Here is a 12,521-nt window from a genome sequence, read left to right as displayed (position 1 = left end):
TTTAAACACCACCTAACGTATAAGCATAAGAATAATCCCAATTTAAACTTGCTCTATCTAAATTAATCTGCGACATACTATCATCATTTAAATCAACATCAACCATACCGTCATCTGTACTTTGATAATCATTAACACTGCCATTAATTAATCTTGCTCTTTCATCTGTAAATACTTCTTGTAACTCTGTATTATTATGTGTATTTCCTAATGGCAATAATAAAGTATTAATAATCTCACTTGCACCGGCAATAATTGTAGGAATAGCAAAATAATTATTAAAATTATTATTTATACCCATAGCAACACCAGTTGAAATTAAACAACCACCAGTACCCATATTCGCTATTTTTCTTATATTTTGAAATTTAGTAGGTATTAACTCAGTTAAACCACTAATAACATTTGCTATACCAAAACTATTTAAAGATATATAAGTATCTCAATCTACAAAAGGAACATCAATTATCGGTTTAACAGTTGTAAATGGTGGATACGTTGGTTTTGGTGGTTCAGTAGGGCAAGGTGGTCAAAAACATGGTTCATCTCTTAATAAAGAAACTGACTTATCTACATACTGAACAAACTTAGCATAATTAACTAAACCAATTGTTCCTAAACCTAAAAATATCTTTTTATAACTATTAATAACTTTATTTCTAATAGTTGGTCTTTGATTAATATTCCATATATCAATTCCTAACTTTTTACTAAATAACAAAGAATTAATAGAACCTAAAATTGGGTCTTTTAAATATTGACCATAATAAGCACTAACTCCAACCATAGCACTTAAAGGACTTAATCCAATTCTTAATATTTTAGTCAAAGTATAATTACTAGTTTGCTCTACTTCACTAGGCATAAATAAAACTCCTTACTTTTAATTAATAAGGAGCATATTTATACTAATTTGTATAACATGGGAGCAAAGTACACAAAAAAGTATATATATGCTCCCTATTTAGTTTTTATTTTTTTCTTTTATTTTCTTTTCTTATTCGTTCCATTTCATTAGCAACTCTATAACACATTTCACAATCATATACTCGTTCATAAGTTCAATCACTACACTTATGTCTCATAATTTAACTTACTTTCTTGCTGTCTCATTGACTTATTTAAAGCAATATTTAATATACAATTTGGACAATAATATTTTTTAGTATATAAGTTTTGTAAAACTTTTTTAGGACAAATAACTTGGTCACAAAGTTTACACATATAAATTGCTAAATGAAATGCTTGTTTGCATGAACAATTATCATTTTTAGCCATAATTTAAACTTAACTCCTAACATAAAATAATTATTTAAAATTACCCTTTTAATAAATAACTATTTTCAATTAGAAAGTTTTTTAATATTACCGCTTAAATCAAGTTCAAGTGAATAAAAATTACCAACTTTTAAATCAACAGTAGATAAACAATTATTAAAATCACTAGCAAATTCCGGATTATATCATTTATCACGTGTTTGACCAGTTGGCACACTTGTTTGTTTATTAATTTCTACAAACTTCAAAACATCAAACTTTAATGTTTGACCTTTATTATTTTTATCGGGAATAATACGCCCTTTTTCAATATTAACTAATTGAACTTTAAACATAAAAAAACTTAACCTCCGAACTTTAAGCGAACTAACGCTAGATTAAGATAATGGATATTAATTATCTTAATTATAAATATAACATAAAATTTAAAAAATACAATTAAAATAAAAAAATAGATATTAGTAAAAAGTTCGGTAATTACTAATATCCATTAACCATTATATATATATATATATATATATACAAGTAAAATTATAGAAAAATTAAGTTTTTTTTCTAATGTAAAACTTTTTTCCTAAAATCTATTTTTTCAACTTTATCACCAAAAACTTTATCAACCCAACTCAAAACATCTTTATCTCTTTGAATTAAATAACCAATCTCGCTAGTCCGTAAATAATCCTTATATGATAAAGCACTTAAATATACATATCGTTCATAATCTTCATACTCTTTAAAATAATCATTTACAACAGTACTTTCAATAATACCACCAATCATAACCGTATCACCATTACTATCTCTTTGAGTTTTAAAATAAAACACATTTGTTGCATTAAAACTTGCTTTAATTATATCTGCAATTGTTAATTTCTTAATACCACGAACTACAATAGGATTTTTGCAATTACGACTAAAAGCATAAGCCTTTACACCTACATCAGTTTGATTTAAAGACTTAACATCATCTATCGCTTTTGTAACATATTTTCCTAAATATTTAATAACAAATTCATTAGTACCTTTTTTAACCACTCTTAAATCATTAAAACCATGAGTTCATCATTCTGCTAACATACTTTTATGTATCTTTCTATTGAAAATTATATGAAAATGTATAGCACCACGAGATTGATACTCATAAACATAAAAATATTTTAATTCTCCTAAATGCGAAAAACGTTTAGGGTCATTTCATCATTTCTTTAATTTAATAAAAAATAAACGAATATCTTTCTTTGCTTTTTTAACATCTTGCATATTATTACTATAAGTTAAAGTAACAAAACTTAACATCTTACTATTATAAAAATTATGTAATGCTTTTTGAATTAAATTAGTTTTAGTACGAACTGTACTATTTCTTAATTTTTGTTTATTACCAACATAAGATTTACCTTTCTTATTTCCAATATTATTCAAAAATGAAATAGGTAATACTACATTTTTCACATAACAAGCATAGAAAATTTTTTTAATATAAAAATCTTGTTGCATATATAAAACTCCGAACTTTATTAATAATTTCATATATTTATTTAATAAAATAATCTTAACATAAAAAATTATAAAATCAAACATAAACAAAAACGTTACTTAATCAAGAGTGATTATATCATATTGGTGTTCCTGAAGAAGAAATCTTTGAACTTGCTAAAAACTCATGTAATGTGGTACCAGTTTATATGCCATTTATTACCTCATATTTTATGCCAAGAGAAATTGGTGATCGTCCTTTAGTAGTTCCAGAAGGTTCAAAAAATTTAGCATTTATTGGTAATTTTAGTGAAACTGAAGATGATACAGTTTTTACAACCGAATATTCAGTGAGAACTGCTATGGAAGCCGTCTATAAATTATTAAACGTTGATAGAGGAATACCAGAAGTTTTTGCTTCAGCATATGATATTAGAGTACTATTGAATTCAACTCATATTTTATGAGATAAGAAAAAAATTAATGATATACAAGTTCCTCTCATCTTAAAAATTTTCCGTAGAGGTGCATTAAAAAAAATCAAGGGAACTTTTCTAGAAGAATTACTTGAAAAATCTGGATTACTATAATAAATTCCAATATTTTTAATAATATTTATAAAATAAAAATATTTATTTTAAATTACCGTTTTAAGTATAAAATAAAGAAAAATATTAAAAAAAATTAGTGATATTGTTACAAATAACATTCATTTCTTTAAAAACAAACAAGTTGCTAACAAATTTAATATTCTAATAATCTTTAAATTTAAAATCAATTAATAATTTCTCATTCTAATGTTTAGAAATTCATAAAATTAATATTATTAATTTTAACTTCAAGATTAAATATAATGTTATAATATTTTTATGTATTATTAAATTATACAAAAGAAAGAGGAATTAACTTATTATGAGTACAATTATTAAAAATGAAGAAAATGAATCAAATGTTCAACAATTTCAAGTTGGTGACATTATTACCGTAACTCCAACTGGAATAAAGGAATTTGGAGTTTTTTGTAAGTGTCCAAATGGATTTTCTGGTTTAATTCACATTAGTCGTATTACCCCTAAATTTGTTAAAAATGTTAGTGATTATTTTACAATTGGTACATCAGTTAAAGCAGAAATAACAGGTATTGATCATACTAAACAACAATTAAGTTTAAGTACAAAAGAACAAGGATTAGTGGCAAAGAATAATTCTTCAATTGAAGAAAATGGTAAAGGATTTGCACCAATAAGAGAAACTGTTGATAATTGATTTAAAAAAGAAGAAAATAATTAAAATACTATTTTTCTTCCAAATAATAAAAAATATTGCTATTTAATGGCAATATTTTTTATTTTTTTCTTGCAATCTAAAATTTTTACAACTATATTTTTATTATAAATATTAAATAGTATTATTACGAATTAATATTTTAATTTTAAATACTATAAGGAGGTTATAGAATAGTGATAAAAACTAATTTAAAGTTTACTAATTTAGATATGAAAGAATTATCAACTTTATATCAAGAAAAAGTAACGGCGATTAACGCCGAACTGGAAAGTAATGCTAAAAATGAAGATGGTTGATTAGGATGAATTGATTTTCCATTTGCATACCAAAAAGACATTACTTTTCAAGAGTCTTGAAAGCGAATGAAAACTCTAGCATTGAAACTACAAAAAGAAATACAAGTTTTAGTAGTAATTGGTATTGGTGGATCATATTTAGGTGCTAGAGCAGGAATTGATATGGTGCAAGGTTTATTTAATAATACTGCTCCTGTTAAAGTAATTTATATGGGTAATACTATGAGTTCAACTTATGTTCACCAAGTTTTATCATATTTAAAAAATAAAGAATTTGCCATTAATGTTATTTCTAAATCAGGAACTACTACTGAACCAGCAATTGCCTTTCGTTTGTTAAAAGAACTATTAATTAAACAAAAGAAAAATAAGAATATTGTTAATAACAGAATTATCGCTACTACTGATAAAACAAGAGGAGTACTCCATGATTTGGCAAAAGAAGAAGGATATGAAAGCTTTGTTATCCCCGATAATATCGGTGGTAGATACTCTGTTTTAACTCCTGTTGGTATTTTTCCGATGATGGTAGCAGGAATTAACTGTGAAGAAATTATTGCTGGTGCACAATTAGCAGCAAAAGAATGTAAAAGTGATAAAATTGATGTTAATAATGCTTATTTATATGCAGTTTCTCGCTATCATTTACATAAAACTAATAATAAAGCAGTTGAAATTTTAGTAAGCTATGAATTACAAATGCAAATGTTATGTGAATGATGAAAACAATTATTTGGTGAATCAGAAGGTAAGGATGGCAAAGGATTATTACCAGCTAGTGTTGTTTTTTCAACTGATTTACATTCAATGGGCCAATTTATTCAAGAAGGTTCAAAAATGTTTTTTGAAACAGTAATAAAAATCAAAAAACCTAATGAAGATATCAAAATTCCACTTGATAAAGAAAACAATGATCAATTAAACTATTTAACAAAACATTCTTTACATGAAATTAATAATATTGCCTTACAAGGAACTATTGAAGCTCATAGTGATGAAATAGTAGGAAAAACTCCAAATATTTTATTAGAATGGGATACAATGGATAGCAAAATGTTTGGTTATGCTAGTTATTTCTTTATGAAGGCTTGTGCTGTTAGTGCAAAATTATTAGGTGTTGACCCATTTAACCAACCTGGTGTTGAAGTATACAAAAAGAAAATGTTTACATTATTAGGTAAAAAATAATTTCCTAATAATAAATTTAATAAAACATTAAAATATAGTTATATAAAAACCATTCTGAAAAGAATGGTTTTTATATAATTTACTTAGTTGTTTTTCACTTATTAATTTACAATATTATATTATGACATTTTTTTGCAAATAATAATCTAAATAAATGTAATTATAAGTTAAGTTGTATTTTAAATGATGGTAAATGATATATACCAGTACTAGTTGATGGTGCATTTATAAAATCAAATTGATTTATTTCATTTACCATTTTTTGTTCTTGTTCTTTAATTAAAAAACTTTCTACTATATGCTTAGTTATTTGTTCTTGAATAGAATATTGTGCTTTTTCTTCAGAAAAACCTTGATTAATACATTCAATAAAAATGAAAGATAATTTTTCATTTATTTCATTATTCTTAATAATCTCTTGATAAACATCATTAAATTCATTATTTAATAATTTTATATTTAATATTAATAAATCTTCATAACTCATATTTATAAAATTTAAATTAAATTCAAATTTTTCAAAAATATTTATTATTAATTGTTGATTTTCAAGTTCTTGATACTCACTTTCTGATTGGATTACTTTACTAGCCATCTTTTAATCTTCCTTTTCTAATATTTTAATTTAATAAAATCTAATATAGAATAATTTCTATATTAGGTATAAACATTTATTAAATTATTTCATTATTTTATCATAATTTCTATTCTAAATATAAAAATTATTAAATAATATGGATAAAATTTATTATTTATATAAATTTATTTTATTTAAAACTCTACTTTAATTAAATAACATCCTTAACAATAGTAATGCCATTTTTAAGCATTGAATATCATGCATATTGATTTAAAATATGAGCTGGATGCTCTGGTTGATCATAAGTATTTGTCATTGTCATTGGAACAATAACATTTACTTTTTTATTGTGCTGATTAAATCAAGTTTTACAACTAATAGCAAATTGATAAATACAAATATCAGTACAACAACCAACAATAATAATGTTATCCCATTGTAAATTTGGCTTAAAATCAAAAGCAAAAAAACCATTAGTACTATTTTTTTTAATAATCTTAATATTGTCAAATTTTAATTCTTCTACTAACTCTGATTCAATAGTATTTTCCAAACAATGACTAGGAAAAGTATGGAATTCGGGACTATGTTCATTATGAGCATCATTAAAAGCAATAACTTTGGTTTCATTAGTATTTACTTTTGCTAATAAATTTTTAATTGGTTTAATAATTGAATTAATATTAGGTGAAAATAAATTTCCTTTTTTAGCAAAGCCATTAACCATATCAACAATAAATATAATATTATGACCTTTTAAAGTTTTAAAATCTAAATTAACTGTTTTATCCAAAGTTTTATTTATCATTTCAATAAATGAATCATTATTTTTCATTATTCACCTCTATTTTTTAAAAATTAATCGTTTAATAATAAATCAAATTATACTACAGCCAGAACAAATTGGCATTAAGAAAATAGTAAAAATAATTCCTACTTTTAAAAAGAAAATATCTACTGTTATTCCTTGACTACTTTGATAGGTTAAACTATCAATTACACCATTTATATAAATAAAATTAAATCCATTAAAAATATCTATTTTAATACTTAATAACATAATTAACCCTAATAATAAAAATATAAAACCAGAAAAAAATAAAATAGTAATTATTTTTTCATCAAGAGGTAATTTTTTTCATCAATTTTTAGTTATCATTATTATCACCTATTTTTTTTAATTATATCATTGTTATATTACTGCTATAAAATAAATAAAAAAATTCTTACTTTAATGTGAAAAATAAGAATTTTTTAAAATTAATAAATTGCTATTTTTACTTTTTTACTACTTTTAAATAACAACTGTATCCAAAAATAATAATACTTGTAAACAATAAGATTGGAGTAGCAATAACCGATAAGATTAATCCTATTTGTAACTGTGCTGCTGTACCTGTTAAAGTTGCGGTTCCACCTAATGCAGCAACTGCAATTTTTAATTTATCAAAATAATCAGTTAATGACATAGTAACATCAAAATTAGTTATACTACCCTTAATAAAATCTCCAATAGTTCAAGGATGAGAATTTCTTAAAATTCAAAACGCATCATGACTTTCGGCCACTTTAGCTCCTAGAGGTTTAACTGTTCAAGATACTGTTCCAATTAAAATTAATCCTAAAATCATTACTATTAACATAGTTATAAATACGTAAAAACTAATTTTATCTAACTTTGATAATTTTTTTCAAATTTTTTGCATAAATTTTCCCTTTCTTTTAATATAAATATGGCTCAAAAAAATTGTAGTGTCATTATTTAGTGATAATTTCCTATTAGTTATCGAGTAAAAATTTCCCAAAAGTGAAGTTAAATATACTTGGTGATAAAAATGGAAAGAAGCATGACTATGAAAGAAAAATATAAGTACAAAATTATAAATGATATTATTATTAATAAATTATCTAAACATCAAGCCAAGAATAAACTTAATCTAACTATTAGAAGAATTAACCAATTAATTCAAATTTTTAATAGAGAAGGTAAAGTTGGTTTTATTCATAAATCTCGCAATACAATTTCTAATAAGGCAACAAATTTTGAAATCAAAATTAAGATTATCAACTTGTATAAAACAAAATATTATAATTTTAATTTTCAACATTTTCATGAGAAATTAATGAATGAAGAAAAAATTAAAATTTCATATAGCACACTTTATACTATATTAATCAAAGAAAAAATTACTTCACCAAAAAGACATAAAAATAAAAAAAATAACTTACATCCAACAAGAAATCGAAGAACAAATTTTGGTGAATTAATTCAAATGGATGCAAGTAATCATCATTGATTTGGTAACGATAAACCAAAATCATTTTTACATGCTGCAATTGATGATGCTACAGGAAATATTGTTGGACTATGATTTGATCATCAAGAAACATTAGATGGTTATTATAATGTTTTTTATCAAATTTTAACTAATTATGGCATACCAAAAACATTTTATACTGATAATAGAACAGTTTTTGGATATAAGAAAAAAATTGATTCAGGTAAAATAAACACAGAAAATGACACTTATACTCAATTCCAAAAATGCTGTAATGATTTGGGTGTTGAAATAATTAGAACTTCAATTCCACAAGCTAAAGGTAGAATTGAACGTTTATTTGGAACACTTCAAAGTCGATTAATTAGTGAATTACGACTTAATAAAATTAAAACATTAGATGAAGCTAATCAATTTCTCAAAATGTACATAAACGTTTTTAATAAACAGTTTGCCTTTCCTATTGATGATAATAAATCTGCTATGGTTAAAGCTCCTACACAAGAAGAAATAAATATTTATCTTTCAAGATTTTCTAAAAGAAAAACAGATAGTGGTTCAACTATAACATATTATGGTAAAAAATATTTTCCTTATAAAAATAACAAAGTTCAATACATACAATCTCGAATTGATGTAATTGTACTTAAATCGTTTATTAATGAATTATATCTTAGTTACAATAATCAAATATATGAACTAAAAGAAATAGCACTAAAACCAATTATTAAAGACAACTTGATAAAAACTAAAAAAGTTTATATACCCAATAAAAATCATCCTTGAAGATATGGATATCAATAATTCCTAATTAAAGTTATATAAGATTTACATTTTTTGAATACTAAACCATATAAATTTTTAAAATGTTTGTATATGAGCAAATTTGGTGCTTTAAAATTGATTTTAAAGATATAAAGAGATTACAAATTCAATATCTTCCTCTTTTACATTTTTTTGTGATTTTCTACTAGAACTTTGACTTTTGCTTGTTGAAGCTTCACTGTTTACTTTTGATTTGTCTTTTTGAAATCCAAGAGCATTAGTAACTCTTTTTTTATTTTTTTCTAGTATTTTATAAAATACTAGAAAAAAAGAACTTTCATTGTTAATTGAAAAAATTTAGGCAAAAAAAGCACGATTATTATATCCACTAGTTGAAGGTTGATTTGTCAACTCCATTGAATTTATTTATTCTTTTTCAAGTTCTTTTAATAAGTTTTTTTTATTGTTATTTATTTTACAATTATAAATACAATAACCAATAATAATTGATGTTGTAATTAATCCATAACCAATAAAACCTGTTGTTGGTCAAAAATAATCTGACTCATAAAAATTAGTTAAATAATTTTTAATATTTGTTCATATATCTTTTTTTGTTTCAAAAAGTTCAGTACTAGTATTATTAGCATTATTAGTTTGATTATTGAAATTTGTCATTTCAGTTGTTGTTATTTTATTGAATATTTTTGATACAGGAGTTGAGATTACCGATGGTAAAGTAGTTATGTTATTAATAATTACCGATAGCATACTATCATTTCATGAATTGGTCTCCATATAAACTATCCTTTCAAAATAAAAACCTATTTGTTTAAAAATAAAACAATGGGTTAAAAACTATATTTAGTTTTTAACAATATTATAATTAATAAATTTTTAAATATTAAATATTTCTATATTATAAAAAATAGAAACTAAAATTTTCAGGATTATTTAAAATTTGTGTATTTTACTGAAATAGTTTAAATTTCCCAAAATACTTATCAAAAAAACTAAATTATTTTGGGAAATTTTCACTCGATATTGACACTCAAAAAAATTGTAGCAAACTCTAAAAAAATATTATATTTAAAATATATAAAAACTGAAAATAGGTATAAAATAGTAATATTTAACATAAAATTACTTTTTTTGGTTTTTTCTCTTAAGTTTTCTTTTAAAAAATAATTAAAAATAAAATAATTTTACATTATCTTTAAAAAATAATTGTAAATGTGAAAAATATCTATTATAATGATTAAGGTTTTTTAAGAATAAATAATTCTAATAAAACAAAAAATAAGGAGTATTAGCTCAGCTGGGAGAGCAATTGCCTTACAAGCAATAGGTCGGCGGTTCAAGTCCGTCATACTCCACCATTTACCTGCTGATGTGGCTCAATCCGGCAGAGCAACGGTTTTGTAAACCGTAGGTTGCAGGTTCGATTCCTGTCATCAGCACCATTATTATTTATGGAGGGGTAGCAAAGTGGCCAACTGCACCTGGCTGTAAACCAGATCTCTTCGAGTTCGGGGGTTCGACTCCCTCCCCCTCCACCATATTACTTATTGGGGTGTAGCCAAGCGGTAAGGCAACGGCCTTTGACGCCGTCATGCGTTGGTTCAAATCCAACCACCTCAGCCATATATTTTATTAATTTGTCCTCGTAGCTCAGCGGTAGAGCACTCGGCTTTTAACCGAGGTGTCGCAAGTTCGATCCTTGCCGGGGACACCATTTGATGCCCAGGTGGTGAAATGGCAGACACGTCGGGCTTAAGATCCGATGACTTTTACAGGTTGTGCGAGTTCGAGTCTCGCTCTGGGCACCATTTTGTATATTTATTAATGACGAGGAAGTATTCCTCATTTTTTATAAATAAGTAAACTATATTTTGCCCAGATGGCGAAATGGCAGACGCAGTAGACTCAAAATCTACCGAGAAATCATGCGGGTTCGAGTCCCGCTCTGGGCACCACTAATATTAAATTATTAGTATAAAAAGGTATTCTTTTAAGAATACCTTTTTATTTTTATAACATTAAATATTATTAAACTGATAATCGACGTTCTGAAGATGGTTGTTTAATTGGCAAACGTTCTTCAGAATTTAATGTTGCTATATTAAGTGGTTTAGGATCAGGTATTTCAACAACATGAGAAGTTGACATGACTGATTGTGTTTCCTCTCCATTATTAATTTTTTCTGGATTAAAAGATTTATTTAATAATGAAGTATTATCATCACTATCTTCAGAACTTGATGATGATGATGGCGAAGATGTACTGCTAGAAACATTTTCATAAGTATCTTCTTCATCAAAATTATTAACATCCGCACATCAATTTTCATATAATTCCATTCCAGTATTTATTAATAAACCAGTACCAACTGTTGCAAGACCAGCTATTGTTTCTCAAAAAGCAATTGATCTTTTTTTATAAAATGGTTGATCATCATCATTATTATTTGGATTACTTAATTCATGATATGCAAAAAGACTAACACCAGTAATTGCACTAGCAATAGTTATTGGTGCTAATAAACTTGCTGCTGTATTACCTATTTTTTGTCATATATTACGTTGTTGATTTATTACATTTTCTTCATTATTAGGTGCACAACATTCTGATATTTTTTTACTGATTGTCACTATGTGATTTAAACTTGAAGCTGCTGCTGCTGTAATAAAAGCATATGTAACAGGTAATGTATCTGGATTGGGTGTTGGTCAGTTAAGTCAAGCTACTGCTAGTGGTAATAATGGTGCTGTTGCAAAACTTACTCCTGTTAATAAATTATTAATCCTTACATTATTAATATTTCGATATCTTAATATTAAATTAGTTAACGAAATTTTTGAATTAACTGCGCCTTCCACCATAAAACATAATGCTGGTACTAGTGATAATACTCCATCTTGATATAATAAATAGTTACCCCTAGTTACCATTGAATTACCAATAGTAAGTAATACATCTCTTATAGTAGGTGCTACCCTATTTCTATTATTAGTTGATATTAAATCATTTGGTAATAATTGTTCTGTAGAAGAATAACTTCTTGCTGGTGATGAATCCATATTTTTCATCCTTTCTAAAAAATAATTTAAAGTAATAAAATTAATATAAAAACACCCATATTAAGAATTACAATCCTTAAATATGAGCTAAACTCTAGTCTTTATTTATTACTTCTTGTATTATAACCCTATATTAAATAAATGAAAGTAATATAATCATTAATATTAAAATTATGAAAAATAATTTTAAAAACTTAAATAATTAAATTAATAACACTAAAAAATAAATTTTTATTATTTCCTTATATAAGGAAAAGTTTTATTTTTTATTAATCTTTTTTAAAATTTACT

Annotated in this window: 13 protein-coding genes, 7 tRNA genes and 1 pseudogene; 11 read left to right on the top strand and 10 right to left on the bottom strand. The window is 24.7% G+C overall.

The window, feature by feature from the left end:
• Position 1: 1 nt before the first annotated feature.
• From AACK96_RS01865 to AACK96_RS01850, 4 genes are all read right to left on the bottom strand, one after another.
• Positions 2–865 carry a hypothetical protein gene (locus AACK96_RS01865; RefSeq protein WP_338974701.1) on the bottom strand — a complete coding sequence of 288 codons (864 nt, stop codon included), beginning with the start codon at positions 863–865 and terminating at the stop codon, positions 2–4.
• A 209-nt stretch (positions 866–1,074) separates the two neighbouring features.
• Positions 1,075–1,278: a hypothetical protein gene (locus AACK96_RS01860; protein ID WP_338974699.1), complete on the bottom strand. Its 204-nt coding sequence runs from the start codon at positions 1,276–1,278 to the stop codon at positions 1,075–1,077.
• A gap of 59 nt (positions 1,279–1,337) precedes the next feature.
• Complete coding sequence (locus AACK96_RS01855) at positions 1,338–1,613, bottom strand: hypothetical protein (RefSeq protein ID WP_281748222.1); 276 nt, start codon at positions 1,611–1,613, stop codon at positions 1,338–1,340.
• A 220-nt stretch (positions 1,614–1,833) separates the two neighbouring features.
• Positions 1,834–2,775, bottom strand: coding sequence for a rolling circle replication-associated protein (locus AACK96_RS01850; protein ID WP_338974697.1), 942 nt, complete (start codon positions 2,773–2,775; stop codon positions 1,834–1,836).
• Between the two features lie 98 nt (positions 2,776–2,873).
• Here AACK96_RS01850 and AACK96_RS01845 point away from each other — a divergent pair.
• From AACK96_RS01845 to AACK96_RS01835, 3 genes and pseudogenes are all read left to right on the top strand, one after another.
• Positions 2,874–3,344, top strand: a pseudogene (locus tag AACK96_RS01845) (oleate hydratase); the annotation flags it as partial.
• Positions 3,345–3,666: 322 nt separating this feature from the next.
• Positions 3,667–4,044: a S1 RNA-binding domain-containing protein gene (locus AACK96_RS01840; RefSeq protein WP_252318945.1), complete on the top strand. Its 378-nt coding sequence runs from the start codon at positions 3,667–3,669 to the stop codon at positions 4,042–4,044.
• A 170-nt stretch (positions 4,045–4,214) separates the two neighbouring features.
• Positions 4,215–5,525 (top strand): glucose-6-phosphate isomerase, encoded by a 1,311-nt coding sequence (locus tag AACK96_RS01835; protein ID WP_338974695.1) that lies wholly within the window; start codon positions 4,215–4,217, stop codon positions 5,523–5,525.
• A gap of 160 nt (positions 5,526–5,685) precedes the next feature.
• On the opposite strand, the gene AACK96_RS01830 is transcribed toward AACK96_RS01835, so the two are convergent.
• From AACK96_RS01830 to AACK96_RS01815, 4 genes are all read right to left on the bottom strand, one after another.
• Positions 5,686–6,120 carry a hypothetical protein gene (locus AACK96_RS01830; RefSeq protein ID WP_338974693.1) on the bottom strand — a complete coding sequence of 145 codons (435 nt, stop codon included), beginning with the start codon at positions 6,118–6,120 and terminating at the stop codon, positions 5,686–5,688.
• 193 nt (positions 6,121–6,313) lie between these two features.
• Positions 6,314–6,940 carry an isochorismatase family cysteine hydrolase gene (locus AACK96_RS01825; RefSeq protein WP_338974690.1) on the bottom strand — a complete coding sequence of 209 codons (627 nt, stop codon included), beginning with the start codon at positions 6,938–6,940 and terminating at the stop codon, positions 6,314–6,316.
• A gap of 9 nt (positions 6,941–6,949) precedes the next feature.
• Positions 6,950–7,264 carry a hypothetical protein gene (locus tag AACK96_RS01820; protein WP_281748332.1) on the bottom strand — a complete coding sequence of 105 codons (315 nt, stop codon included), beginning with the start codon at positions 7,262–7,264 and terminating at the stop codon, positions 6,950–6,952.
• Positions 7,265–7,382: 118 nt separating this feature from the next.
• Positions 7,383–7,811: a hypothetical protein gene (locus AACK96_RS01815; protein WP_338974688.1), complete on the bottom strand. Its 429-nt coding sequence runs from the start codon at positions 7,809–7,811 to the stop codon at positions 7,383–7,385.
• A gap of 129 nt (positions 7,812–7,940) precedes the next feature.
• Here AACK96_RS01815 and AACK96_RS01810 point away from each other — a divergent pair, with 129 nt between their 5' ends.
• Positions 7,941–9,188, top strand: coding sequence for an ISNCY family transposase (locus AACK96_RS01810; protein WP_338973446.1), 1,248 nt, complete (start codon positions 7,941–7,943; stop codon positions 9,186–9,188).
• 387 nt (positions 9,189–9,575) lie between these two features.
• On the opposite strand, the gene AACK96_RS01805 is transcribed toward AACK96_RS01810, so the two are convergent.
• Positions 9,576–9,920 carry a hypothetical protein gene (locus AACK96_RS01805; RefSeq protein WP_338973702.1) on the bottom strand — a complete coding sequence of 115 codons (345 nt, stop codon included), beginning with the start codon at positions 9,918–9,920 and terminating at the stop codon, positions 9,576–9,578.
• Positions 9,921–10,452: 532 nt separating this feature from the next.
• Here AACK96_RS01805 and AACK96_RS01800 point away from each other — a divergent pair.
• The 7 genes from AACK96_RS01800 (at position 10,453) to AACK96_RS01770 (ending at position 11,125) form a co-directional block, all read left to right on the top strand.
• Positions 10,453–10,528 (top strand) — tRNA-Val (locus AACK96_RS01800).
• Positions 10,529–10,535: 7 nt separating this feature from the next.
• A tRNA-Thr gene (locus tag AACK96_RS01795) sits at positions 10,536–10,612 on the top strand.
• An 11-nt stretch (positions 10,613–10,623) separates the two neighbouring features.
• Positions 10,624–10,708: transfer RNA gene (locus tag AACK96_RS01790), tRNA-Tyr, on the top strand.
• Between the two features lie 10 nt (positions 10,709–10,718).
• Positions 10,719–10,793: transfer RNA gene (locus AACK96_RS01785), tRNA-Gln, on the top strand.
• A 16-nt stretch (positions 10,794–10,809) separates the two neighbouring features.
• A tRNA-Lys gene (locus AACK96_RS01780) sits at positions 10,810–10,884 on the top strand.
• Between the two features lie 6 nt (positions 10,885–10,890).
• Positions 10,891–10,978 (top strand) — tRNA-Leu (locus tag AACK96_RS01775).
• A gap of 65 nt (positions 10,979–11,043) precedes the next feature.
• Positions 11,044–11,125: transfer RNA gene (locus AACK96_RS01770), tRNA-Leu, on the top strand.
• A gap of 73 nt (positions 11,126–11,198) precedes the next feature.
• On the opposite strand, the gene AACK96_RS01765 is transcribed toward AACK96_RS01770, so the two are convergent.
• Positions 11,199–12,230, bottom strand: coding sequence for a hypothetical protein (locus AACK96_RS01765; protein WP_338974687.1), 1,032 nt, complete (start codon positions 12,228–12,230; stop codon positions 11,199–11,201).
• Positions 12,231–12,521: the final 291 nt, after the last annotated feature.

Source organism: Spiroplasma endosymbiont of Tricholauxania praeusta, assembly GCF_964019535.1.
GTDB lineage: Bacteria > Bacillota_I > Bacilli_A > Mycoplasmatales > VBWQ01 > Spiroplasma_E > Spiroplasma_E ixodetis_A.
This window is presented reverse-complemented; position numbering and strand designations above follow the sequence as displayed.